Annotated in this window: 21 protein-coding genes and 2 tRNA genes; 9 read left to right on the forward strand and 14 right to left on the reverse strand. The window is 33.9% G+C overall.

The features are described from left to right. Positions 1-183: 183 nt before the first annotated feature. The 3 genes from FLACOL7796_RS10495 to mutS form a co-directional block, all read right to left on the reverse strand. Positions 184-269, reverse strand: a tRNA-Leu gene (locus FLACOL7796_RS10495). A gap of 14 nt (positions 270-283) precedes the next feature. Next, positions 284-356, reverse strand: a tRNA-Gly gene (locus FLACOL7796_RS10500). A gap of 149 nt (positions 357-505) precedes the next feature. Further along, positions 506-3,112: a DNA mismatch repair protein MutS gene (gene mutS, locus FLACOL7796_RS10505; protein ID WP_173970744.1), complete on the reverse strand. Its 2,607-nt coding sequence runs from the start codon at positions 3,110-3,112 to the stop codon at positions 506-508. A 158-nt stretch (positions 3,113-3,270) separates the two neighbouring features. Here mutS and FLACOL7796_RS10510 point away from each other — a divergent pair, with 158 nt between their 5' ends. The 3 genes from FLACOL7796_RS10510 (at position 3,271) to FLACOL7796_RS10520 (ending at position 6,621) form a co-directional block, all read left to right on the forward strand. Then, positions 3,271-3,705 carry a DUF1573 domain-containing protein gene (locus FLACOL7796_RS10510; RefSeq protein ID WP_173970745.1) on the forward strand — a complete coding sequence of 145 codons (435 nt, stop codon included), beginning with the start codon at positions 3,271-3,273 and terminating at the stop codon, positions 3,703-3,705. 78 nt (positions 3,706-3,783) lie between these two features. Then, a complete protein-coding gene (locus tag FLACOL7796_RS10515) occupies positions 3,784-4,326 on the forward strand; it encodes an RNA methyltransferase (protein ID WP_173970746.1) in 543 nt (180 codons plus the stop codon). A gap of 177 nt (positions 4,327-4,503) precedes the next feature. Next, positions 4,504-6,621, forward strand: coding sequence for an Ig-like domain-containing protein (locus FLACOL7796_RS10520; protein ID WP_232067351.1), 2,118 nt, complete (start codon positions 4,504-4,506; stop codon positions 6,619-6,621). Positions 6,622-6,717: 96 nt separating this feature from the next. Here the strand turns inward: FLACOL7796_RS10520 and folK are convergent, their stop codons facing one another. Next, complete coding sequence (folK, locus tag FLACOL7796_RS10525; protein WP_173970748.1) at positions 6,718-7,851, reverse strand: 2-amino-4-hydroxy-6-hydroxymethyldihydropteridine diphosphokinase; 1,134 nt, start codon at positions 7,849-7,851, stop codon at positions 6,718-6,720. A 270-nt stretch (positions 7,852-8,121) separates the two neighbouring features. On the opposite strand from folK, the gene sppA reads away from it, so the two are divergent. The 3 genes from sppA (at position 8,122) to FLACOL7796_RS10540 (ending at position 13,640) form a co-directional block, all read left to right on the forward strand. Continuing rightward, entirely contained in the window at positions 8,122-9,879 is a 1,758-nt protein-coding gene (sppA, locus tag FLACOL7796_RS10530) for a signal peptide peptidase SppA (RefSeq protein WP_173970749.1), read from the forward strand. Between the two features lie 12 nt (positions 9,880-9,891). Then, the gene (locus FLACOL7796_RS10535) at positions 9,892-10,839 is read left to right on the forward strand and encodes an alpha/beta hydrolase (RefSeq protein ID WP_173970750.1); all 948 of its coding nucleotides are present in this window, start codon (positions 9,892-9,894) and stop codon (positions 10,837-10,839) included. Between the two features lie 176 nt (positions 10,840-11,015). Then, positions 11,016-13,640 carry an AsmA family protein gene (locus FLACOL7796_RS10540; RefSeq protein WP_173970751.1) on the forward strand — a complete coding sequence of 875 codons (2,625 nt, stop codon included), beginning with the start codon at positions 11,016-11,018 and terminating at the stop codon, positions 13,638-13,640. Between the two features lie 67 nt (positions 13,641-13,707). Here FLACOL7796_RS10540 and FLACOL7796_RS10545 read toward each other — a convergent pair whose 3' ends face one another. Then, positions 13,708-14,745, reverse strand: coding sequence for a glycosyltransferase family 9 protein (locus FLACOL7796_RS10545; RefSeq protein ID WP_232067352.1), 1,038 nt, complete (start codon positions 14,743-14,745; stop codon positions 13,708-13,710). Between the two features lie 300 nt (positions 14,746-15,045). Continuing rightward, on the reverse strand, positions 15,046-15,840 hold the full coding sequence (locus tag FLACOL7796_RS10550; protein ID WP_173970753.1) for a DUF2797 domain-containing protein: 795 nt from the start codon (positions 15,838-15,840) through the stop codon (positions 15,046-15,048). Positions 15,841-16,088: 248 nt separating this feature from the next. Between FLACOL7796_RS10550 and FLACOL7796_RS10555 the strand changes: the two genes are divergently transcribed. After that, complete coding sequence (locus FLACOL7796_RS10555) at positions 16,089-17,597, forward strand: GH3 auxin-responsive promoter family protein (RefSeq protein WP_173970754.1); 1,509 nt, start codon at positions 16,089-16,091, stop codon at positions 17,595-17,597. 45 nt (positions 17,598-17,642) lie between these two features. Further along, on the forward strand, positions 17,643-18,032 hold the full coding sequence (locus FLACOL7796_RS10560; RefSeq protein ID WP_173970755.1) for a hypothetical protein: 390 nt from the start codon (positions 17,643-17,645) through the stop codon (positions 18,030-18,032). Between the two features lie 164 nt (positions 18,033-18,196). Here the strand turns inward: FLACOL7796_RS10560 and serB are convergent, their stop codons facing one another. The 6 genes from serB to FLACOL7796_RS10590 form a co-directional block, all read right to left on the reverse strand. Continuing rightward, complete coding sequence (gene serB, locus FLACOL7796_RS10565) at positions 18,197-19,426, reverse strand: phosphoserine phosphatase SerB (protein ID WP_173970756.1); 1,230 nt, start codon at positions 19,424-19,426, stop codon at positions 18,197-18,199. A 221-nt stretch (positions 19,427-19,647) separates the two neighbouring features. After that, positions 19,648-20,088, reverse strand: a complete 441-nt coding sequence (locus FLACOL7796_RS10570; RefSeq protein WP_173970757.1) for a VOC family protein — start codon at positions 20,086-20,088, stop codon at positions 19,648-19,650. Between the two features lie 77 nt (positions 20,089-20,165). After that, positions 20,166-20,609, reverse strand: a complete 444-nt coding sequence (locus tag FLACOL7796_RS10575; protein WP_173970758.1) for an SRPBCC family protein — start codon at positions 20,607-20,609, stop codon at positions 20,166-20,168. 2 nt (positions 20,610-20,611) lie between these two features. Continuing rightward, entirely contained in the window at positions 20,612-21,019 is a 408-nt protein-coding gene (locus tag FLACOL7796_RS10580) for a VOC family protein (protein WP_173970764.1), read from the reverse strand. A 153-nt stretch (positions 21,020-21,172) separates the two neighbouring features. Next, positions 21,173-21,577, reverse strand: coding sequence for an SRPBCC family protein (locus FLACOL7796_RS10585; RefSeq protein WP_173970759.1), 405 nt, complete (start codon positions 21,575-21,577; stop codon positions 21,173-21,175). Between the two features lie 24 nt (positions 21,578-21,601). Next, positions 21,602-22,006, reverse strand: coding sequence for an SRPBCC domain-containing protein (locus FLACOL7796_RS10590; protein WP_173970760.1), 405 nt, complete (start codon positions 22,004-22,006; stop codon positions 21,602-21,604). A gap of 169 nt (positions 22,007-22,175) precedes the next feature. Here FLACOL7796_RS10590 and FLACOL7796_RS10595 point away from each other — a divergent pair, with 169 nt between their 5' ends. Beyond that, the gene (locus tag FLACOL7796_RS10595; RefSeq protein WP_173970761.1) at positions 22,176-23,141 is read left to right on the forward strand and encodes a GlxA family transcriptional regulator; all 966 of its coding nucleotides are present in this window, start codon (positions 22,176-22,178) and stop codon (positions 23,139-23,141) included. 165 nt (positions 23,142-23,306) lie between these two features. Here FLACOL7796_RS10595 and FLACOL7796_RS10600 read toward each other — a convergent pair whose 3' ends face one another. Next, positions 23,307-23,972 (reverse strand): murein L,D-transpeptidase catalytic domain-containing protein, encoded by a 666-nt coding sequence (locus FLACOL7796_RS10600; RefSeq protein WP_173970762.1) that lies wholly within the window; start codon positions 23,970-23,972, stop codon positions 23,307-23,309. Further along, positions 23,962-24,555 (reverse strand): hypothetical protein, encoded by a 594-nt coding sequence (locus FLACOL7796_RS10605; protein ID WP_173970763.1) that lies wholly within the window; start codon positions 24,553-24,555, stop codon positions 23,962-23,964. Before FLACOL7796_RS10605 ends, FLACOL7796_RS10600 begins: the two co-directional genes overlap by 11 nt. Positions 24,556-24,907: the final 352 nt, after the last annotated feature.

Raw genomic sequence — 24,907 nt, forward strand, 5'->3', positions numbered from 1 at the left:
CTTAGATTCTTAGATTCTTAGATTCTTAGATTCTTAGATTCTTAGATTCTTAGATTCTTAGATTCTTAGATTCTTAGATTCTTAGATTCTTAGATTCTTTAAAATAAATTTACTTCGTAAATTTATTTTACGCCGTGTGAGTTTACACAATAAAAAAAGCCCCTTCAAAAGAAGAGGCTTTAGTACTCAGAGCGGGACTTGAACCCGCACGAACATTGCTGTTCACTGGATTTTAAGTCCAGCGTGTCTACCAATTTCACCATCCGAGCATTATAGGACATTGAGCGAAAAACGGGGCTCGAACCCGCGACCTCGACCTTGGCAAGGTCGCGCTCTACCAACTGAGCTATTTTCGCATTTCAAATTCTTGTAAGAACTACAATACCTGAATTGTTCTGTATTGCGAGTGCAAATTTAGGACATTTATTCAATTACACAAGCCTTTTTTGAAAAAAAAATCTACTTATTTTATAACTTTCTGATAACCTAAACTTTAAATCTGAAATTATTTTTTAACCAACATTCTTTTAATCTCATTAAGCTTCATTAAGGCTTCAACCGGTGTTATTGCATTTATATCAAGACTCATGATCTCTTCTTTTATTTCTTCCAACAAAGGATCATCCAGATTAAAGAAACTCATTTGCATTTCATCACCAGCTTCTTTTATTCCGTTTAAAGCATCACTTGAGTGATTTTTTTCTAATTTCTTTAATAGCTTTTGCGCTTTCAAAATTACAATTTGAGGCATTCCCGCCATTTTTGCAACATGAATTCCAAAACTATGCGCACTTCCTCCTTTTACAAGCTTTCTGATAAAAAGAACGGTATCTTTTAATTCTTTTACCGCCACATTATAATTCTGAATTCTTGGCAAAGATTCCGTCATTTCATTTAATTCATGATAATGCGTTGCAAACAACGTTTTTGGTTTCCCAGGATGTTCATGCAAAAACTCCGCAATAGCCCAGGCAATCGAGATTCCGTCATACGTACTTGTTCCTCTTCCAATTTCATCTAAAAGCACTAAACTACGATCAGAGATATTATTCAAGATAGAAGCCGTTTCGTTCATCTCGACCATAAAAGTAGATTCTCCCATCGAAATATTATCTGATGCTCCTACTCTGGTAAAGATTTTATCTACAATTCCCATTCTCACGCTATCAGCCGGAACAAAACTTCCCATTTGAGCCAATAATACAATCAGAGCGGTTTGCCTTAAAATAGCCGACTTACCGGACATGTTAGGACCGGTAATCATAATAATTTGCTGCGTTTCTCTGTCTAAATAAACATCGTTGGCAATATACGGAGTTCCAACCGCCAATTGTTTTTCGATAACCGGGTGCCTTCCGTTTTTAATTTCAAGCTCAAAAGTTTCATCAATTTCAGGACACACATATGAATTCTCTACCGCCAACTGTGTAAATGAGCATAAACAATCTAATTGCGCCACCAAATTAGCATTCATCTGAACAGGCTTGATGTAAGTAGCAATCCAGGCTACTAATTGCTCAAAAAGATCTGTTTCTATTTTATGAATTTTCTCTTCGGCTCCTAAAATCTTTGTTTCGTATTCTTTTAATTCTTCTGTAATATAACGCTCGGCGTTTACCAAAGTTTGTTTACGAATCCATTCTGTTGGCACTTTATCTTTATGTGTATTTCTCACTTCGATATAATAACCAAAAACATTATTGAAAGATATTTTCAAAGAAGAAATTCCGGTTCTTTCTGATTCTCTTTTTTCTATTCCTTCTAAATATTCTTTTCCTGAAGTTGAAATAGCACGCAAATCATCCAGTTCTTCGCTAATACCTTTTGCAATTGCATTTCCTTTTGCAATCGCAACGGGTGCATCCTGATTTAAAGTCGTTTTGATTTTTTCTCTCAACAAATCACAAGCATGCAAACTATCTCCAATAACTTTTACAGCTTCTTGCGGACTTGCGAGCGCTAAAGTTTTAATCGGAATAATAGCATCCAGAGATTCTTTCAAATAAACAATTTCGCGCGGTGAAACTTTTCCGGCAGCGATTTTAGAAATCAAACGTTCTAAATCTGAAATTTGTTTGATTTGATATTGAATATTATACAGTACTTCAGAATTTGCTTTCAGATACGAAACCACATCATGACGTCCTTTTATTTTATTACTATCTTTTAATGGTAAAGCCAACCAACGTTTCAACAAACGTCCTCCCATTGGCGAAAGCGTTCTGTCGATAACATCTAAAAGCGTTACAGCATTTGGGTTATAACTGTGGTATAATTCTAAGTTTCTAATAGTAAAACGATCCATCCACACATAAGCATCTTCGGCAATACGCTGAATCGCGGTAATATGCTGCACACGATTATGCTGTGTTTCGGACAGATAATATAAAATCGCTCCGGAAGCAATAATACCTTCTTTTAATTCTTCGATTCCGAAACCTTTCAATGAAACAGTCTGAAAATGTTTGGTTAAAGTTTCTAATGCATAATCTTCTTTATAAATCCAGTCTTCCAGATAAAAAGTATGGAAATCTTCGCCAAAAGAAGCTTTAAAGTCTCCTTTATTATTCTTTGGAACCAGAATTTCACTCGGATTAAAATTCTGCAATAATTTATCGATGTATTCTGCATTTCCCTGAGCCGTTAAAAACTCTCCGGTTGAAACATCCAGAAAAGAAACTCCGATATTTTTATTAGCAAAATAAACAGATGCTAAAAAGTTATTTGTTTTTGATTGTAAAACCTCATCATTTAAAGAAACTCCGGGAGTTACCAACTCAGTAACGCCACGTTTTACAATAGTTTTGGTCATTTTTGGATCTTCAAGCTGATCACAAATCGCTACACGAAGTCCAGCTTTAACCAATTTTGGCAAATACGTATTAATAGAATGATGCGGAAAACCAGCCAGGGCCGTTTCGGTTTCAGAACCCGCACCTCTTTTAGTCAAGGTAATACCAAGGATTTTAGATGCTCTAATAGCGTCTTCTCCAAAGGTTTCATAAAAATCACCCACTCTAAAAAGCAGACATGCATCAGGATATTTTCTCTTGATTTCGTTGTACTGTTTCATTAAGGGTGTTTCTTTCACCACTTTCTCTTTCGCTGCCAAATTATTGTGTTTTTAAATGAAAAATTAAGACAGCGAATTTATAATATTTTAAAGGAATATCGAAGTGGATCAAAAATTAAAATATTTTAAGATTATTTTATATTAACATATTAGATTTTTCTATAGATTTGTTCATAATTAAAACAAAGATTCTAAAGATGAAAAAAATAATTTTATTCGCTATGTTAGCTGTAGTTGGAATTACTGCTTCTAACGCTCAAGCTAAAAAAGCAACAGCTAAAGCTGCCAAAGTTGCTAAGATTGAAGGAGCTGGAATGGCTTTTGAAACAGAAACTATTGACTACGGAACTATCGCTCACAATGCTGATGGACAACGTCAATTTGTTTTTGTAAACAACGGAACTAAACCATTAATCATTACAAATACACAAGGATCTTGTGGTTGTACTGTACCAACAACTCCAAAAGAGCCAATCGCTCCGGGTGCTAAAGGTATTATTGGTGTAAAATATGCTACTGACAGAGTTGGTGCTTTTACAAAAACGGTTACTGTAACTTCTAACGCTGAAGGACAACCAACAAAAGTACTTACTATTAAAGGTACAGTTTTACCAGATCCAGTAAAAAGCTAATCTGAAAAACAAAATAAAATAAATCGAAAAAGCTTCCTTATCTTTGGAAGCTTTTTTTATGACCTGAATACAACACAAATGAGAAAACTCGAAAATAGCGAACTGGACAGAAAATCGATTGAAGATTTTAAAAAATCAGACAAAACACCTCTTATAATAGTACTAGACGACATTCGTAGTTTACACAATATTGGATCTGTTTTTAGAACTTCTGATGCTTTTTTGGTTGAAAAAATAATCTTGTGTGGTATTACAGCAACTCCTCCAAATAAAGAAATTCACAAAACAGCTCTTGGTGCTACTGAAACCGTAGCCTGGGAACATTATGAAAATGTATTGGAAGTTATTGAAAATCTTAAAAAGGAAAACGTAATAACAATGGCTATTGAACAAGTCGAAAGTTCGGTTTTTCTTCAGGATTTTAAAGTAGAGAAAAATCAAAAATATGCTCTTGTTTTTGGTAACGAGGTTTATGGCGTTGCTCAGGAAGCAGTTGCCATTTGCGATGGCTGTATCGAGATTCCTCAATTAGGAACCAAACATTCCTTAAATATTGCAGTAAGTGCAGGGATTGTGGTTTGGGATTTATTTCAAAAATTAAACTGGCCAAATACTATTTAAAAGCAGAATTTACTTTCGTAAAATGTTATTTTTCAAGAGTATTTAAGCTTTAAATGTTAGAAATCTAAATATATTTTTTTATCATTATAAAATTGATACTTTTATAAAATGAAAAGTATCAATTTCTTAAAAATAATCACAATATTTTTTGTTTTAAGCTTCAAACAATCTTATTCAATGGAGAAAATTAGATTCTTATATAAGGATTTAATAACGCTACCGAATGACACTCTTAAACCAAACAAAAAAAAGAATTCAAATTTAAGTCTTGCTATAATTCCTCCGGCAATCAAAGCTAGCGGGGATCAATTTTACTGTCCACAAACCACTATCAACGTTGTTACCAGCATTTTAATTACCCATGATCCATTAGAACCGGGAACTGATGCAGGATATGTTCAGATCTCTTCAGGTTACTCTGGTGGTTCAGATCAATTAGCACTATCAAATTCTGCGGCACATCCATCAGTTACAACGAGTTGGGATGCCGTTGCCGGAAAATTAAAAATATTTAGCGCCACAGGTGGTAATATCTCATATGCTGATTTAGAAGACGCCATTAAAGATGTTGTATTCTCTAATTCTTCGGCTACTGCTTCCGGAATTAAAACTTTTTCTATTACCATTGGCAATGCTAATTATCTTCCTTCTACACAACATTATTATTTATTTGTTCCCAGCATAGGTATTACCTGGACCGCAGCAAAAGCAGCTGCTGAAGCCAGTAATTATTATGGATTACAAGGTTACCTCGCGACTATTTTATCTGCCGATGAAGCCAAATTAATTGGCGAACAAGCATCAGGAACAGGATGGATTGGCGGAAGCGATGCGGAAACCGAAGGTGTCTGGAAATGGGTTACAGGCCCCGAAGCCGGAACTGTTTTCTGGAATGGAGCCGTAAATGGTTCAACTCCAAATTTTGCTTTCTGGAATACCGGAGAGCCCAACAATCAGGGGAATGAAGATTATGCCCATATTACCCAACCCGGAGTTGGAATAAAAGGATCCTGGAATGATTTATCGAATACCGGAGATACAAGCGGCAATTACCAACCGAAAGGTTATGTTGTAGAATATGGCGGAATGCCCGGCGAAGCAACGCTAGAAATTGCTGCCAGTACTAAAATTACGATTCCAGTCGCAACACCTGCAGCAAACCCAAGTCCGGTATGTGATTCAGGCACTTTTACCTTTAGCGCGACACCAACAGCTGGCTCAACTATAAGTTGGTACGATGCAGCTGTGGGAGGAAATTTATTAGCCACAGGAAATACGTACACAACGCCAACACTCAACATTACTACCACTTATTATGTTGATGCCGGTTGCGAATTGAACAGAAAATCAGTTGTGGCCACTGTAAATATTACGCCTTCAACACCGGTTGCAGTATCTTCGACAGTTTATAATTGCGGATCAGGAAATGTAACGATTGAAGCTAATTCAAATATTGGCACGATCAATTGGTTTACATCTTCTATAGGAGGGAATAGTATTCATACCGGAAATAATTTTACAACACCAACCGTTTCATCCAATACTACTTATTATGCAGAAGCCTCAAATGGCACTTGTATTAATACTACCCGAACGCCCGTAAACATTGTAATTTACACCCCTCCCGCTGTTACTGATGAAACTGTAATTTTATGTCAGTATCAAAAAGTTAATCTTGATGCAGGAATTGCAGGAATGACGTATAAATGGAGCACTGGCGAAACTGCACAAATAATCACCGTTACAGCCAGCGGAACATACACCGTTGGCGTTACAAGTCCGGCTCCCGAAAGTTGTACCAGCAGAAAAACAATTATTGTTGATGAACATTTAATTCCAGTAATTAAACGGGTTACAGTAAACGGTACAACAGCTACTATTTATCTTGCCAACGAAGCTGATTATTATGAATATTCAGTTGATGGATTAAACTTTCAGGATTCGAATGTATTTTACAATGTTCCTGCAGGTTTAAGAACTGCTTTTGCTCAAGGCAAAAATGGCTGTGGAGGCGATACCTTAAATTTTGTTGTTCTCGTTTTTCCGGAATTTTTTACTCCAAATAATGACTCTTTTAATGATGTTTGGGAAGTTGACGGAATGGAAAATTATCCTCAGGCAGAAATAACTATTTTTGATCGATACGGAAAACTTATAGCACAATTAAAAGGCCCGCAGATGAGTTGGGACGGCACTTTCAATAAAACGCCTCTACCCGCTTCTGATTATTGGTACGCCTTAAAAATTGATGACACCCATCCCGTTTTTAAAGGTCATTTTTCATTAAAGAGATAATTTTTTAATGAGATAATTTGTCAATTATATAATGAGATAATTAAAAGTTCCAAGAATTATCTAATTGACACATTCTCTAATTATCTAATTGGCACATTAACTCAGCTTCTTCTGAATTTCATCTAAAATAAAAAGGTAATCTTCGTGTTTTTTTACAAAGTCGCGATCAGAAACATCTATGATTAGAACATTCAAATCGGTTTGGGATTTTATATAATCGAGATAACCATTATTGATTTTATCCAGATATTCTGCTTCGATATTTTGTTCGTACGTTCTGCCTCTTTTTTTGATGTTTTGAAGCAAGCGCTCAGAATTCTGATATAAATAAACGTACAAATCAGGCTTTGGCATTTCTTTATAAATAATATCGAATAAGTTGCGATACAAACGGTATTCATCTTCTGCCAGAGTAATTTTAGCAAAAATCAATGATTTAAAAATATGATAATCGGCTACGATAAAATCTTTAAACAAATCAAATTGCGCCAGATCATCTGATAATTGCTGATAACGGTCTGCCAGAAAAGACATTTCTAACGGAAAAGCATATCTGTTTTGATCTTTATAAAATTTAGGTAAAAATGGATTGTCTGCAAAACGTTCCAGGACTGTTTTAGCATTAAAATCTTCGGCTATTTTCTGAACTAAAGTCGTTTTTCCAGCACCAATATTTCCTTCAAAAGCAATATAATTATAAGTTTCTAAGGCAATTTTACGCAACGGATTTTTTAAATCCTGCACTACAGTACAAACGCTGTCATCCGGCGAAATAGCAATTAGCTCCGAAATAGATTTCTGAAAAACAGGATGTTTCCAGTCGAGTTGTAAATCCTGAACCGGCAACAAAACAAAATTTCTGTTTTGCATTAAAGGATGCGGAATTTTCAATTTTTCAGAATCAATAATTTCGTCATCAAAAGCAATTAAATCAATATCGATAATTCGGGATTGATATCCTTCCTGATTCGATCTGATTCTGCCTAAATGTTTTTCGACTTTTAAAACCTGATTTAGTATTTTTTGTGCCGATGAAGTGGTATGCAAAACCAAAGCACAATTATAAAAAGCATCGCTTTCAAAACCCCAGGCGGGGGTTTCGTATAGTTTTGAAACCCTGATTACAGTTCCTACTTCCTGATGTATCAAATCGATACAACTCTCAATGTTTGCTAACCTGTTTCCCTGATTACTCCCTATAGATAAAACGACTTGATGCTGTGACTTCATAATAAATGCAAATTAACTAAAACTATTTTAGAATTACCGACATTATTTGATTCAAAGAATCAGAAGTTACCAACTATTTCTTATTTTTTATTTCTTTTAAGTTGCGATAAAAGCTCCAATATCTTACAAAATATCCTATCTTTAATTTAGAATTTTAAAAATGTGAAAAGCACAAATATTTGATCAAATCGTATATCTGAAATAATTTGTTTTTAGAGTACATTTGTAACAAACCAACCTTTTTCGCTACTTATTAAAAAAAATATACTTATGAAGTTTTTAGGAAATGTAATTGCCACAGTTGTCGGTATTTTTGTATTTATCATGTTCTTCTTTTTTGGAATAATTCTTATTGGAGCTATTTTTGGAGGAGATGATACTGTTTCTGTCAAAAGTGATTCTGTAATAGAATTAAATTTAAAACAAATTCAAAACGATTATGCCGGAAAATATAAAGATCCGTGGGTAAACGTTTTCTCCGATAAAAAAGGAATTGGTTTAACCGATGTTATCAATGCCATCGAAGCTGCAAAAACAGATGACAACATCAAAGGAATTTCGATTCTAAATGATGAATCCTCTTTAGGTTTAGCCCAATATAAAGATTTAAGAAACGCACTTGAAAGTTTTAAAAAATCCGGAAAATTTGTGTGGGCTTACGCCAATACATATTCTCAAAAAGAATATTATTTAAACTCTGTTGCCAATACGGTTTACATCAATCCGGCAGGTGATTTAGATTTTAAAGGTCTTTCGTCTGAAGTAATGTTCTTTAAAGATTTTCAGGATAAATCAGGTATTCATATGGAGGTGATTCGTCACGGAAAATATAAAAGCGCTGTTGAACCATTTTTAGAAAATAAAATGAGTGATGCCAACAGAGAACAAGTTACAGCACTTTTAAATTCGATCTGGACAACCGTTTCTACTGATATTGCAAAAAGCCGAAACATTCCTCTTGATAAATTAAACGAAATCGCAAATGGTTTGTTGGCCAGAACTCCTGAAATGGCAAAAGCACAACATTTAGTTGATATTGTAGCGTATGAAGATGTGTACCATAATGCCATAAAAAAAGCGCTGAAAGTAACCGGCGATGACGATTATAATAAAATTTCGATTTTAGATTATACTCAAAATAATGTTACGACAGCTTTAACGAATACAGCCACGGATCAAATTGCTATTATTTACGCTCAAGGCGAAATACAAAGCGGCGAAGGAGATGTTACCGTGATTGGTGAAGGTTCTATGCGTCGTTCGCTTCAGGAAGCCCGCAAAAATGAAGATGTAAAAGCTATCGTGCTTAGAATTGACAGCCCAGGAGGAAGTGCTTTAACATCTGACCTGATCTGGAGAGAAATTGAAATTACCAAAAAAGTAAAACCTGTTGTAGTTTCTATGGGAAATTATGCTGCTTCAGGAGGATATTATATTGCTTGTAATGCCAACACAATTTTTGCAGAAAGCAATACTATTACAGGTTCTATTGGTGTTTTTGGCATCTTACCTAACTTTAGTCCATTAGCCAATAAATTAGGAATTAATACAGAGCAGGTAAAAACCCACGAAAACTCAGCCAACTACAGTCCGTTTGTTCCGGTTGACGAAAAGTTTAAAGCTTTTACTCTTGAAGGAGTTGAGCACATTTACAACACCTTTGTAACACATGTTGCCGAAGGCAGAAAAATGACTTTTGCACAAGTTGATGCAATTGCACAAGGACGTGTTTGGTCAGGATCTGAGGCTTTAAAAATTGGTTTGGTCGATAAAATTGGAGGTTTAAATGATGCAATTGCCGAAGCAGCAAGAATTGCTAAAGTAAAATCATATAGCACACAAAACTATCCTGAATACGAGAAAACTTTCAATGATTTACTTTCTAACTTACCTTTTGCACAATCAAAAGAAGCGTTTATAAAAGAAGAAATTGGCGAAGAGAATTATATGCTTATCGAGCAGGTAAAAAGACTTCAAAAGCAAAAAGGAGTTCAGGCAATGCTTCCTTTTGGATTAAACATTAAATAATTACATTTCAAAATGAAAAAATTATTTGCTCTTGCGGCCTTTTTATTTTTGAGTGTTGCGAATGCCCAGAATAAAAAAGAAATTACGTTTAAAGAATCTCCTTTAATTTTAAAGATCAATATCGATCAGATTTTTGGTACGCTTACAACTCCCGATTTAACAACAAAATATCCGGTGGCTTTGATCATTTCGGGTTCAGGACCAACAGACAGAAACGGAAATATTCCGACGATGAAAAACAATTCGTTAAAGATGCTTGCTGAAGCTTTGGCAAAAAACGGAATTGCATCTTTACGATATGATAAAAGAGGAATTGGCGAAAGCAAAGGTTCTGCTGTTACAGAGCAAACTTTGGTATTTGAAAATTACACACAAGACGCCAAAAGCTGGATTAACTTATTAAAACAAGACAGACGTTTTTCTGAAGTAATTGTTATAGGTCATAGCGAAGGCTCTTTAATAGGTATGATTGCCGCAGCAAAAGCAAACAAGTTTATTTCTATTGCAGGTCCGGGAGAATCTGCTGATAAATTAATAAAAGCACAAATAGCTTCTAAAGCCAACAAACAATTAGAGGAAATGACTTTCCCTATTATTGATAGTTTAAAAAGCGGACACTATGCACAAAAAATAGATCCAATGCTTAATTCACTTTTTAGACCAAGTATTCAGCCTTATTTAATTTCCTGGTTTAAATATAATCCTCAGTTAGAAATTAAAGCTTTAAAAATTCCTATTTTAATTCTGCAAGGAAACAAGGATTTACAAGTTACAGTAAAAGATGCTGAACTTTTAGCTGAAGCTAATAAAACCGCCGAGTTATTGATTGTCGATAAAATGAATCATGTCATGAAAACCATCGACGGTGACACTAAGGCCAATATGGAAAGTTACAATAATGAAACCTTGCCCATTTCGACAATTATGACCGATAAGATTATTTCTTTTATTAAAAAATAGTCTAAATCATAAAACCATAAAAAATCCGTTTGAATCTATATTCAGACGGATTTTTATTTTTAACAAATACTTAAGTATATTCTTATATTTTACAAAAACTTTATTATGAACTCATTCAAAAAAAACTATTTTTGCAAGGAGTCCATTATCAATTAAACTCTCAAATCTATTTATATATGTTAAAGAAAATTTTAAAAATTACTGCCATTGTTCTCGTGGTGATTGTCGCTGCATTATTTACCATTCCGTATTTCTTTAAAGATCAAATAAAAGCTAAAATTGCTGATGCTATCAACGAAAGTGTTGATGCTAAAGTAAGTTTTGCTGATGCTGATTTAAGTTTGTTTAAAAACTTTCCGAACGCAACTGTAGGGATAGAAAAACTGGTCATTATCAATAAAGCACCTTTTGAAGGTGATACTTTGGTTTCGCTTGGACAATTGAATTTAAAAATGAGCATTAAGGAACTTTTTAAAGGAGAAAACGAACCTTTAAGCATTCAGGGAATAAGCTCTACAAATGGTTTAATCAATATTATTTTTAATAAAGATGGTGTTGGTAACTTTGATATTGCACTAAAAGACAAAAAGGAAACCAAAACAGACGAAGCAAGCAAACCGCTTTCGTTAAAAATTCAGAATTACAAAATCGAGAATTTTACTTTTAGATATATCGATCAGGGTTCTAAAATAAAAATGGTGATTGATAGTCTGAACCACGAAGGAACCGGAGATTTTACCAATTCAAAATTAGATTTAACCACAAAATCTACGGCTAAAGTTTCCTTGGACATGGATAAAATCAATTACATGAAAAATGTAAAACTGACTTTAGATGCTGTTTTAGGAATTGATTTAGAACAAAGTAAATATACTTTTAAAGAAAACAAAGCTTTAATCAACCAATTGCCTCTGGAATTTGACGGATTTATCCAAATGGTTGATGCTGGTCAGGTTTATGATTTAAAGTTTAAAACACCAACCTCATCGTTTACCAATTTCCTAGGATTAATTCCATCTGCTTACGCTTCCAGCCTTGATGGTGTAAAAACTACCGGAGATTTTACGGTTGTTGGTTTTGCAAAAGGACAATTAACAGAGACTACTGTTCCTAAATTTAATATTGCAATCGCTTCTAACAATGCTTCTTTTCAATATCCTAATTTACCAAAATCAGTTCAGAATATTGTAATTGACACTAAAATCATCAATGAAACCGGAATCTTAAACGATACTTACGTCAATTTAGACAAGCTATCTTTTAGAATCGATCAGGATGTTTTTAATGCTAAAGCAAATATCAAAAACATAACCGTGAATCCTTTTGTAGATGCGGCTTTAAAAGGAACCATCAATTTAGCTAATCTATCAAAAGCGTATCCAATAAAAATGGACAAACCTCTTGCGGGTATTTTAAAAGCCGATGTAACGACACAATTTGATATGGCATCTGTAGAAAAAAGCCAATATCAAAACATAAAAAATGCCGGAACAATGAGTTTGTCAGGATTTAAATATACTGATGAGAATAACAAATCAATGAATATTAGTACGGCTTTGGTTGAATTTAATCCGAGTACTATTAACTTAAAGAAATTTGATGCTACAACCGGAAAAAGTGATTTAAGCATCAATGGAGTTTTAGAAAATTTCTATGGTTTTATGTTTAAAAAGCAAGAACTAAGAGGAAACTTTAATATGAGCTCTAACCAATTGGCGGTTGATGATTTTATGACTGCAGGAGAACCTGCTAAAACCGGAACTGCAACCGAAAAAGAAGGAGAAAAGAAACCAACAACAGCAAAACCTGCTGAAGCGATGAAGATTCCTGCTTTTTTAAACTGTACTATAAATGCCAAAGCAACGACAGTTTTATATGATAATTTAAAACTAAAAGACGTTTCAGGAAAATTGATTGTTAAGGATGAAAAAGCAACTTTAGAAAACTTTAAAACATCGATTTTTGGAGGAACAATTGGTTTAACAGGAACTGTTTCTACAAAAGCAAAAGTACCTACTTTTGATATGAACTTAGGATTTAATCAGGTCGATATTGCGCAGACTTTTACGCAATTAGATATGATGAAAAAAATTGCTCCAATTGCAGGAATCATCAACGGAAAATTAAATTCTACGGTGAAATTAAACGGAAATTTAGATGCTAATGAATTGACTCCGGACTTAAAATCGATTTCAGGAGATTTAATTGGTCAATTGCTTTCCACAACCGTAAACGCCAAAAATTCGACGGTATTAAATGCTTTGACTTCAAACATTAAATTCATTGATATGAATAAGGTGAATTTGAATGATATTAAAGCGGCTTTAACTTTCGAAAACGGAAAGGTAAACGTAAAACCATTTGATATTAAATACCAGGATATTAAAGTTACTGTTGGCGGAACTCACGGTTTTGATCAAACCATGAATTACAACTTAAAGTTAGACGTTCCTGCAAAATATTTAGGAACTGAGGCCAACGCTTTTATTGCTAAAATGTCACCGGCTGATGCTGCAAAACTGCAAAACATCCCGATAAATGCTTTGATTACAGGTAACTTTTCTAACCCAAAAGTTTCTACAGATATGAAAACAGCTGTTACGAGTTTAACCACTCAACTGGTAAACCAACAGAAAGAAAAACTGACTCAAAAAGGTACTTCGGCTCTTACTGATTTAATCAATAAGAATACAAAAGCAAAAGATACCACACAGGCTGCAAAAACAGAAAAAGAACAGAAAACGCAAGAGGTTACTAAAAAAGCCAGCGATTTGATTAATGGTTTATTCAAGAAAAAATAAAACCAAAACTTATACAAAAAAAGAGGCATTCTATATAGAATGCCTCTTTTTTTTGCTTTAAACTTTTTTATATCGCTTTTGAATAAGTCTTTATTTTTCCGTCATTCAAAATAAAATTGATTATTTTGATATAATCTTTTTTAGTATATAATTTGACATCTATTCCGATACTTGAATTGTCGTAAGGTTCGTATTTCTTGATCTTCGAAACAGAAAATAATCCTATTGTTGGCGTTTGTACGGCACTGGCCAAATGCATAATTCCGCTATCGGCACCAATAAACAAATCGGCATTGGCAATCACAGAACCTATTTCGCGAATATCTTTACTGTAAAATGTAGGCGCTTTGAAAGCAATTTGCGAAACGTTTTCTACAGGCAGGATTTCAATAATATTATAGTTTTTATATTCTTCTTTAAGCTGTGTGTAAAATCTTCCCCACCATTCTTCTGATAAACATTTTTCGCCTGTTGCATACGTAAATATACAAATGGTTCTTTTTTCATTATGGAACAAATCGTTTAAGATCCTCTTTCCTTCGGTAATTTCAGATGAAGTTAATTTCAGATCTAAAGGCGCTATTATCTTATTTCTTTTAGGAAATCTAAGTTTGGTCAGATAATTTCGGAAATTATAAACAGGATATTTGGCAATGTGTTCGTAATCGTTTTTTACCAATTGGGTTTCTTCATTTGCATCACCAAAAAATTTATACTTTGCATTTGAAAACTGAACGGCCAGACGGCCAGAAGAAGAATTTTGATCTACGTTGATCGCAATATCATAATTTTGTTTTTTTATTGAAATCCAGACATTCAGATATTTCAATAAATTTTTGAAGGGCTTTTTAGGCAAGTCGATGATTTTATCAATATTATCGTAATTTTCGAAAATAATGGGAGCTAACGTTCCCTTAACAAACAAATCGACTTTACAATTTGGAAATATTTCAGTTACTTCCTGAACGAGAGGTGTAATCAATAATAAGTTTCCTAATCTTCCATTGGGTCTGCAGATCAGGATTTTTTTTATATCATTTTTGTCCACTAAAATAATATCTTCCTGTGATCTTGCTTTTCCAATATTCTTAGTAAGATTGCGCATTAAGCTGCGTCTAAAAACATTTATTTTGCCGAACATACCCATCTCATAAATAATTTAAGAATTATTAAATCTTCATTTAATTTTAAAAAAAAACAGAGCAATTGCACTAGTTTAAAACTAAGCTCTTTTATTTTTTAAAATTAAATTCTTTCAATAAGCAATTATTACAAAATTGTAAGCAAATGTATCAACATTCACATACTCAGCTACTTGAAAGCAATTTAAAAATACGAAAATTATTTTATAAATAACTATATAATAGACAGTTAGCCTATAAATTACGATGAGATGCCAATTAACCTATACGTTAATAGTAACAACATAACCTTCTGAACTGCGAACATTAAAAACAGTTCCGTTATCAAAAATTAAGTACTGGCCTTTTATTCCTACTAATTTTCCCTGAAAAGATGGAGTTTTATCCAGGTTTAAACTGGCTACTTTTGCCGGATAATTTAAAACGGGATAATGCAGTTCGTAAAGATCATTTTTTTGAGAATAAAAATACTCTTTTGCTTCATCAGGAATTAAGCTTTCGACTTTTACTTTTTCGGCAAGAAGGTCAAAACTTCCACTTGTATTTTGAAGCATTTTTCTCCAATTGGTTTTATCCGTATAATGATCTTTTAAAGCGACCTCTGTAATTCCGGCCAAATATCGATTAGGAACCTCAACAATGGCAATTGCCTGAGTCGCGCCCTGATCGATCCAACGGGTTGGAACCTGAGTTTTACGTGTTACACCTACTTTTACTTCACTTGCCAAAGCCAGATAAACAACATGAGGTTGCAATTGTACTTTTTGTTCGTACTCAAGATCACGATCTGCGATTCCTAAATGTGCTGTGCTTAATTCCGGTCTCATGATCCAGTCGCCCACTGCAGGACTGGAGTAAAAACAATCGTAGCAAAAACCCTGACGGAATATTTTTTTCTTTTTATGACAATTCAAGCATTCATAACCTGCAAAATTAATCTCAATCTCTTTATCTAAAAGTTGGTTCATGTTTAGAAAACTATCCTCGAAAACCAAATAATATTGAATTGGGTTGCCTAGTTCAGTTTGCATTTTGGTAAGTACTCCTTGATATGTCATAAGAATTTTAGATTGTAGATTTCAGATATTAGATTTGCCCTGTATTGTGAACTTTTATTTGTTAAAATTCCAATTGTCGGTTGGAATCTTTACTTTTATAGAACTGTTTTTTACAAAAAAACACTATTTTTGATACAACGGCAAAGTTAGTATTTGTCGATCGATATTCAAATTTTATATTTTTTGATTTTCGCGTTAAGAGAAAATTCAAAATCTAAAATCAGCAATTTAAAATCTAAATTTCACTCATGCCCTTATCAATAATCAATTCGTTTGCCTCATGGGTCCTGAAACAAAGGATACATCAAATAGAACTTTTTCTAAAATATCCCAATGAGGTTCAGGAGGAACTTTTGCATAATTTATTGACGGCATCTGAGAACACGATTATAGGTAAGAAATATGATTTTGAATCGATAACGTCGTATGCGACTTTTGCCGAAAGGGTTCCTATTGCAACTTATGAAGAACTGCAACCTTTAATAGAACGTACACGTCAGGGCGAGCAGGGTGTTTTTTGGGAAACTCCCATAAAATGGTTTGCCAAATCGAGCGGAACGACGAATGCTAAAAGCAAATTTATTCCGGTAAGTAACGAAGCGCTTGAAGATTGTCATTATAAAGGAAGTAAAGATTTGCTTTGTTTGTATCTGAACAACAACGAAGACTCGGAATTGTTTTTAGGAAAAAGTCTTCGCTTGGGCGGAAGTTCTCAGATCTATGAGAACAACAATACTTTCTTTGGAGATTTATCGGCTATTTTGATCGAGAATATGCCTATCTGGGCTGAATTTAGCAGTACGCCAAGCAGTAAAACGTCATTGATGAGTGAGTGGGAAGCTAAAATTGCTGCGATCATCAACGAGACAAAAAATGAAAATGTAACGAGTTTTGCGGGCGTTCCTTCATGGATGTTGGTTTTAATGAATAAGGTTTTAGAAAATACCGGGAAACAAAGCTTATTAGAGCTTTGGCCGAATCTGGAAGTTTACTTTCACGGAGGTGTGAGTTTTTCTCCTTATAAAGAGCAATACAAGAAAATTTTACCTAGCAAAGATTTTAAATATTACGAGATATACAATGCTTCTGAAGGCTTCTTTGCCATTCAGGATTTAAACAATTCGAGCGATTTGTTGTTGATGCTGGATTATGGCATTTTCTACGAATTTATTTCGATGGATACTTTTGGTACTCCGGAACAAAAAGTAATTCGTTTGGCTGATGTTGAACTTAATAAAAATTATGCGATTGTTATTACAACCAATTCTGGTTTATGGCGTTATTTAATTGGCGATACGGTTCGTTTTACCTCTTTAAATCCGTACAGAATTCGTGTTACAGGAAGAACTAAACATCATATTAATGTTTTTGGGGAAGAGTTGATGGTCGAGAATACCGATCAGGCAATTGCCAAAGCGTGTCAGGTTACACAAACTGAAGTTATCGATTATACCGTTGCTCCTATTTTTATGCAGGACAAAGAAAAAGGCGCTCACGAATGGATGATCGAATTCAAGAAAAAACCTGCTGATGTTGGACTTTTCCAGAAAGTTCTGGATGAAACTTTACAAACTTTAAATTCTGATTACGAAGCGAAACGCCACAACAATATGACATTGAATCCTCTAGTGATCAATGTAGCGCGTGAAAACTTATTTTATGATTGGTTAAAGGAACGTGATAAACTTGGCGGACAACATAAAATTCCGAGACTTTCGAATCAGCGGGATTATTTGGAGCAATTGAAGGAAATGTAATTTCAAACAATAACCTTAAATAATTGACCTATTTTAAAAACAAAAATGAAAAAATACATTTTATTTCTTTTCATCATATTTACGCAAAATCTAATATCACAAAATATTGAACCATTAAGTCCAATTCAAAAAGAACTTTATGATTTTGAAACAGTTCAAGTAAAACCTGAATTTCCTGGTGGAAAGGAAAAGTTTATTGAATACATAAAAGAAAATTTAAAAAAGTCCGATATTGATAAAAGCAAAGGGCAAATTCAAACAAGTTTTATTGTTGAGATGGATGGGTCGATAACAGATGTTAAGATTATAAAAGACACTGGAATCAAAATAGAAAAGTCACTTAAGAAAATACTAGAAAAATCTCCTAAATGGCTTTGTGGAGAACACGAAGGATATCATGTTAGAACAAAAGTAGATTTTACTTTTGATATATAATGGATTAACCTGAAAGATATGCTCATAAAAAAACCTTAGTCTTTATTGAAAACTAAGGTTTTTTATTTTTATTTCGATTGTCAGGCTGAGCGAAGTCGAAGCCCTTTCCAACATAAAAGCCTTTCTCCCAAAGCCTTGGAATCTCTCAGGGTGATAAACTAGTATTACATCATATCGATATACCTGTCGTGATATCCTAAAAGGTATAAAACTCCATCAAGACCTAAACTTGATATAGAGGTTGAAGCGCTTTCTTTTACTTTTGGTTTTGCGTGAAAAGCGATTCCTAAACCAGCTAAGTTTAGCATTGGCAAATCGTTGGCTCCGTCACCTACTGCAATAGTTTGATTGATGTGGATTCCTTCTTTTTCTGCGATGGCTTTTAGGTATTCGGCTTTCTTTTGACCGTCTACGATGTCGCCTAAATATTTACCGGTTAATTTACCGTCTTTAATTTCTAATTGATTGGCGTGAACGTAATCGATACCCAATTCTTTTTGCAGGTATTCTCCAAAATAGGTGAATCCTCCGGATAAAATAGCGGTTTTATATCCGTAATATTTCAAGGCTTTCATCAAACGATGCGCTCCTTTTGTGATAGGCAAATTGATGGCAACATTTTGTAAAACATCTTCGCTTAAACCTTCAAGCAACGCCATACGTTGTTTGAAACTTTCGTTGAAATCTATTTCGCCATTCATGGCAGATTCTGTAATAGCACGAACCTGATCTCCTACTCCGTTTAGTTCTGCCAGTTCGTCGATCACTTCGGTCTGGATTAAAGTAGAGTCCATATCGAAGCAAACCAAACGGCGGTTTCGACGGTAAATATTATCTTCCTGAAACGAAATATCGACATTCAGGGTTCTTGAAATTTCCATGAAACTTGCTGTCATGATAATCTTGTTTACAATTTCGCCTGTAACGGATAATTGTATACAAGAACGCGGATATTCTTCTTTCTCGACGATAGAAGTCCTGCCTGTTAATCGAATAATAGAATCGATATTCAGGTTTTGATCTGACATTATTTTAGTCACTGCGGCCAATTGTGAAGCGGCAAGTTTCTCTCCTAAAATATTAATGATATAACGTTGTTTTGATTGTGATTTTACCCAGGTTTCGTAATCTTCTACAGAAATCGGAATAAATTTCACCTTAACGCCTAGTTCATAGGCTTTGAACAATAGGTCTTTTAAGACTGGACCTGAACTTGAACCGGCTTCGATTTCGAACAAAATTCCCAAAGAAAGTGTGTCATGAATATCAGCCTGACCAATATCTAAAATATTAGCATCGTAAGTAGCCAAAACGGCTGTTAAACCTGCTGTTACTCCTATTTTATCATGTCCTGAGACTTTTAATAAAATAATCTCTTTACCTTCTATTGCCATTGTATCTATTGATTTTAAGAAGCGACAAAAATCGGCAATCTATTGTTGATAAAAAAGAATATTGTTTGTTTTTTTGAAAAGAAAAAGCACATATGAATGTGCTTTATTGAGTAATTTAACAATAATACGCTACTATTGAAATAACGTAACAAGTTGAGTATTTTTTAACCGCGAATTCATGATTTTTAATTGCTAATTCCTGAATTCGCGGCGGTATAAAATTATTTTTGAATTTCATCGAAATTGACCATCCAGCTCACACCGAATTTATCTTTGAACATTCCGAAATAAGCGCCCCAGAAAGTTTTATTCATAGGCATAAAAATCGTTCCGTTTGCCGAAAGTCCGTTGAAGATTCTATCCGCTTCGTCTGCGCTTTCGACATTGATAGAGATTGAAAAGTTTCCTCCAAAAGCTACATCGCCAGATTGTTCGTTGCTGTCACTTCCCATTAAAATGGTGTTCCCAATTGGCAATGAAACGTGCATTACTCTATTGGCATCTTTATCTGATACCTGAGCACAACCGCCATTTTCGTCTGCCGGCATGTCTTTGAATTTTCCGATATACGGAAATTCGCCTCCAAAAACTGATTTGTAAAACAGAAATGCTTCTTCGCAATTTCCGTTAAAAATTAAATAAGGGTTTACTGTTGTTGCCATGATATTTTTGTTTTTTGTTTGTTGCAATCTATTGTCTTGTTTCTTTCCTCTATTCTCTTTATTCTATTCTCTTTATTCTATTCTCCAGTTTCTGATAATTCCTTTACAACTTCTAATCCTTTTGGAAAAACTCCTTTATAATACTCGATATACTGTTCGACTGTATCAATCTGAGCGACTAAATCTATAAATTCATCGTCTGGAGTTAATCGATAAGTTTCCATTGCGCCGCTCCACTTTTTTGTTTCTTCGGTAATAGGCATTTCCTTAAAGGCTTTTATCTCACCTAAATGTTTAAAAGCCATATATTCATTTGGAATCTTAGTTTCGATAATACTATACATTCCTTCTCCGCTAGGAGACATGAAATGCACTTTATCACCTTGATTCCAATCGGTTATTGTGTATGATCCTTCACAAAAAACTCCTGTCCATTTTCTATAGGTTTCGTCGTCCCACAAAACCGACCAAACTTTTTCGGCAGGTGCTTTTATTCTAATTTTAAATTCTAAAGTTTCCATGATTATTCCATTTTACTAAAATCCATAAATAAAACATTCCAACGATGACCGTCTAAATCTGCAAAACCAAAACCGTACATCCAACCCTGCGTTTCTGTAGGCGGGCTAAAAATTTTCCCTCCTGCTTCCTCTACTTTCTGTGCTAATTCATCTACTTCGGCTACGCTTACGGCATTGATAGAAATCAAAACTTCTGAGCTTGTTTCTGTATCTGTCAATTGATTTTGAGAGAAACTGGCAAATCGTGATTCTTCAAAAAGCATTATAACAAAATGTGATTCACCTACCACCATACAAGTTGAACTGGGGGTATCATGCTGTTCATTAAAAGAAAAACCTATTTTCCAGAAAAATTTTTTAGCTTTTGCCACATCCTTAACCGGCAAATTCAACCATATTTGTTTTGTCATCATTTTTTTGTTTTTTTTTGTTTTTGTTTTAAACCATATAAGTGATATAAGATATTTTAAGGAGTTCTTTTTTGCCGCGAAGACTCTAAGACACAAAGCTTTTAAAACTTTGAACCTTTGCCCCTTTGTGCCTTTGAACCTCTAAAAAAAAAACTAATTTTGCTCTACGTAACTTTTAAAGTTATCCAGGATTGCATTCCAGCCTCCTTGTTGCATTTCTTCAGAGTTTTGAGTTTCAGGGTCAAAACTTTGTATGATTTCTACTCCGTCCGGAGTTTCGGTAAAAGTAATCTCGACTTTTCTTCCGTCATCTAATACATATTCAATCGCTTTATGATTTTCGACCAGCGTATATTCACCGCCAAAGTCAAAACTCATACTGCCATCTTTTGCAGCCATAGTCGATTTGAATTTTCCGCCTGCTCTTAAATCATTTTCTGCATAAGGCGTATGCCATTCTGCCGAAGCGAAACTCCAGTTTTTAATATGTTCAGGTTGTGTCCAAAATTCCCAAACCTTATCTATCGATGCATTAATTGTGCTTTGTACTGTTATCATTGGTTTTTTTATTTATTATTTGAATTAATTATTTTCGACGTATTTTTTTAAATTATCTATAACGGTCTGACACCATTTTTCCTGCATACTTTCAGAATCTTGTTTTGTAGGTTCGAAAGTTTCTGTGATTTTTACTGTATTTCCGTTGTGTTCAAAACTTACTTTTCCGGTTCTGTTATCATCAAGCCTATATTCTATTAATGACAAATTTTCGACTTTAGTATATATTCCCTCAAAATCAAAACTCAGGCTTCCGTCTTTTTTACTCATTTTATATTTGAATTTTCCTCCTTCGCTCAAATCATTGTCTACTTCCTGAGTAAACCAGTCGTCTATTGCAATATTCCATTTTTTAATATGTTCAGGTAAGGTCCAGAAATCCCAAACTTTATCTATCGATGCATGAATCGTATTCTGTACTGTTATCATTGTTTATTTATTAAAATTAAAGTTCCTTTTTTATAAAATTACAAATTATTTAAAGCAAATTTAAAATTTTAGCAAAACCTTTACGATACATTAAAAGTCAACTTTAGGGGCATTTAAGACAAAATAATTACTTTTGTAAAGAAGTTAACTTTGCAAAAACCACAAAATCATGAGCAAGAAAGTAGGTTTACTTGTACCACACGACTATAAATTATTAAGTATTGCTGCCATTTTAGAAGTGTTTGAAACGGCCAATAAACTTTCGGAAGAAAACAAAAAACCTTTTGAAATTATGGTTTTTCAGTTGACGGAGCAAATCAATCAGGAACGATTATTTGGGTATGAAATTAATGCTATCGAAACATCTAATGAAGTTTTAGATCTCATTTTAATTCCGGCTTTTACCACAGATAATATGAGTGAAATGATTGCAAAAAACAAGAATTTTATTCCGTGGCTTAAAAAACAGCATCAATCCGGAGCTGAATTGGCCAGTTTTTGTACTGGGGCATTTTTGTTTGCCGCTTCAGGATTATTAAACGAAAAACTGGCCACAACTCATGTCGATGCCTGCAGTGCTTTTACAAAAGCTTTTCCGTTAGTGAAACTTAAAGCCGAAGAAACCTTGACAGCCGATGGCAGTTTATATACGAGCGGTGGTTCGACCTCAACATTTCATTTATTGATTTTACTGGTTCAGAAATATTGCGGAAATGAAATTGCCGTACAAATTGCCAAAATTTTCTCGATCGACTTAAACCGGTACAAACAAAGCTATTTTAGCACTTTTAGACCCAACCATTTGCATAATGACACTTTGGTTGCGATGTTGCAGCAAAAAATAGAAAGTCAGTATAGTACGATCGAAAAACTGGAAGAGATTACAAAAGATATTCCAACGAGTGCCCGAAACATGACACGCCGATTCAAACAAGTTACGGGAATTCCGCCAATTGAATATTTACAGAACATTAGAGTTGAGAGCTCTAAAAAATATCTGGAGCAAACCCAGCTTTCGATCTCTGAAATTATCGAAAAAACGGGTTACAATGACCCTAAAGCTTTTAGAAAAGTATTTTTTAAAATGGTAGGCATGAAACCAATTGAATATCGCGAGAAATTTAGGGTGCAGTAATTTTTTTAAGGAGCAGAAGTTTAATTTTCAAAAGACCTTTTGTCCTGCTCTACACTATATCTTTTGTGCCCGCAGGGGCGAGCACAAAAGGATGCCGTTTCGATCAGGGCTATGCAAGACATTTTATTTTTTAAAGAAGATCAGGTTGGGGAGTTTAAACCAAACTTAGGACTTAATAATCCACATTAGGACTTTTTTATTTTCTTTGAGAAGCTTGTCAATTTCTCTCATGCTTTCATTAGATACTGCGGGACAGCCCCAGCCTTCCGGAGTTCCCTGAGGATAAACTTCGTGATTTGAAATGGCTTCCCAGGAATGCAAAACTATTGCCCTGCTTCTGGCATGCGAATTTGTTTTATCTTTTCCCTGCAAGACATAATTTACCTTTATTCCCCATTGGCTTACGCCGCGATCCAGAATAATAAATTTACCTATCGAGGAACAGTGCGAATCGAATTCGTTACTTATTGGTGCGTTATCTTTAGACATCGTTGCGCCCCAGCTATTATCGCCGCAACCATGACTTACCATATAGGATTGTACTATTTTATTTTTCTTAAAGTCATAAACAAAAAATCGCTTAAGACCGGAATGCACACCTAAATCTATTAAGAAAAATGTATCCTGATTGAGATTATTACGTTTGCAATATTGCTGTGCTTCTTTGTAAAATGCACTATAATCTATGTCAATACGGGGTTTTTCTTCTAAAATTATTTCACTTTTTTGTCTATTTATAGAAACAACTGCTTTATTTTCTTTACTACAAGAAAACCCAAAAGCAAAGAACAATGATACTAAGATTAAAAAATTTTGAATTTTAATTTTCATCTTGCTGAATAACTCGATTGTTAAAAAAAGCATTAAACATTCTAAATTCACCCAAATATGAATCTTGAAAACTAATATCCTCAAATTTATCAGTCAATATTTCTTTAGGAAATTTGGAGTACAATAGTTTCTTTTCAACTATATTCTCTATCTCTAAAACCAAATCTTTAATTTTTCTTCGATCAATATTTTCTTTTTCCAATTCTTCAATTTTTGATCTAGGAATAATCATTTGTTCTTTATGAATTATAGTCTCAATCACATAGTAAGGAATCAGAATACTTAAATGTAAAGTAATAGAACAAAATTCTCCTCCTTCAACAATACCCAAAAAAAATGTGTAGCATCGATCTTGCGAATCTAGTCTTGAAAAATCCTGAAAATCCTTTAGAACTAAATCTTTCTCAAACTCTATCTTTATAGTATTTCTTAATTTCTGGTTTTCATCAGCATTAAAAAAATCTATTACTTTCTCTAATCTTTTATACTCGACAGTTTCCAGATATACCTCCTTTTGATTCCATGGACATATATTTTTAGGATAATATAGGTATGCTAAATTTTTTAAAACTTCAGTTATCATTTATTATTAAAATAATTAAAAATCAAAAGTATAATTTTAAATAAAGAAAGAAAAGTATTACTTAAAAATCAAGCAAAAAAAACCTGCTCAAAAAAATGAGCAGGTTTTAGGTAAACTTTATCAAAGTTTATGAACCAATTTCCATTCGCTTCAATAAATTTTATTCAAAGTATGTATTTTGCGTAATCTTTATCGATTCTTCCTACTTGTTCTATTCATCTCATGTTTTAAGTAGTTACCTCTATGTTTTTATAACTAATTAAAGACTACTGTCAATTATTTCCAAAAATTACTATTTGTAAAAAAATAAAATAGCAAATCATTCTATTGCAAAAACAGGTGCAACTTCAGT

Source organism: Flavobacterium bizetiae, assembly GCF_902804475.1.
Taxonomy (GTDB): Bacteria; Bacteroidota; Bacteroidia; order Flavobacteriales; family Flavobacteriaceae; genus Flavobacterium; species Flavobacterium bizetiae.

Excerpts from the sequence above, each read along its gene's own strand:
- FLACOL7796_RS10515 (WP_173970746.1), top strand. The coding sequence starts at position 3,784 with ATGAGAAAACTCGAAAATAGCGAACTGGACAGAAAATCGATTGAAGAT.
- folK (WP_173970748.1), bottom strand. The coding sequence starts at position 7,851 with ATGAAGTCACAGCATCAAGTCGTTTTATCTATAGGGAGTAATCAGGGA.
- FLACOL7796_RS10545 (WP_232067352.1), bottom strand. The coding sequence starts at position 14,745 with ATGCGCAATCTTACTAAGAATATTGGAAAAGCAAGATCACAGGAAGAT.
- FLACOL7796_RS10605 (WP_173970763.1), bottom strand. The coding sequence starts at position 24,555 with ATGATAACTGAAGTTTTAAAAAATTTAGCATACCTATATTATCCTAAA.
- FLACOL7796_RS10555 (WP_173970754.1), top strand. The coding sequence starts at position 16,089 with ATGCCCTTATCAATAATCAATTCGTTTGCCTCATGGGTCCTGAAACAA.
- sppA (WP_173970749.1), top strand. The coding sequence starts at position 8,122 with ATGAAGTTTTTAGGAAATGTAATTGCCACAGTTGTCGGTATTTTTGTA.
- FLACOL7796_RS10575 (WP_173970758.1), bottom strand. The coding sequence starts at position 20,609 with ATGGAAACTTTAGAATTTAAAATTAGAATAAAAGCACCTGCCGAAAAA.
- serB (WP_173970756.1), bottom strand. The coding sequence starts at position 19,426 with ATGGCAATAGAAGGTAAAGAGATTATTTTATTAAAAGTCTCAGGACAT.
- FLACOL7796_RS10600 (WP_173970762.1), bottom strand. The coding sequence starts at position 23,972 with ATGAAAATTAAAATTCAAAATTTTTTAATCTTAGTATCATTGTTCTTT.
- FLACOL7796_RS10510 (WP_173970745.1), top strand. The coding sequence starts at position 3,271 with ATGAAAAAAATAATTTTATTCGCTATGTTAGCTGTAGTTGGAATTACT.
- FLACOL7796_RS10570 (WP_173970757.1), bottom strand. The coding sequence starts at position 20,088 with ATGGCAACAACAGTAAACCCTTATTTAATTTTTAACGGAAATTGCGAA.
- FLACOL7796_RS10520 (WP_232067351.1), top strand. The coding sequence starts at position 4,504 with ATGGAGAAAATTAGATTCTTATATAAGGATTTAATAACGCTACCGAAT.
- FLACOL7796_RS10540 (WP_173970751.1), top strand. The coding sequence starts at position 11,016 with ATGTTAAAGAAAATTTTAAAAATTACTGCCATTGTTCTCGTGGTGATT.
- FLACOL7796_RS10560 (WP_173970755.1), top strand. The coding sequence starts at position 17,643 with ATGAAAAAATACATTTTATTTCTTTTCATCATATTTACGCAAAATCTA.
- FLACOL7796_RS10550 (WP_173970753.1), bottom strand. The coding sequence starts at position 15,840 with ATGACATATCAAGGAGTACTTACCAAAATGCAAACTGAACTAGGCAAC.
- FLACOL7796_RS10585 (WP_173970759.1), bottom strand. The coding sequence starts at position 21,577 with ATGATAACAGTACAAAGCACAATTAATGCATCGATAGATAAGGTTTGG.
- FLACOL7796_RS10595 (WP_173970761.1), top strand. The coding sequence starts at position 22,176 with ATGAGCAAGAAAGTAGGTTTACTTGTACCACACGACTATAAATTATTA.
- FLACOL7796_RS10580 (WP_173970764.1), bottom strand. The coding sequence starts at position 21,019 with ATGACAAAACAAATATGGTTGAATTTGCCGGTTAAGGATGTGGCAAAA.
- FLACOL7796_RS10535 (WP_173970750.1), top strand. The coding sequence starts at position 9,892 with ATGAAAAAATTATTTGCTCTTGCGGCCTTTTTATTTTTGAGTGTTGCG.
- FLACOL7796_RS10590 (WP_173970760.1), bottom strand. The coding sequence starts at position 22,006 with ATGATAACAGTACAGAATACGATTCATGCATCGATAGATAAAGTTTGG.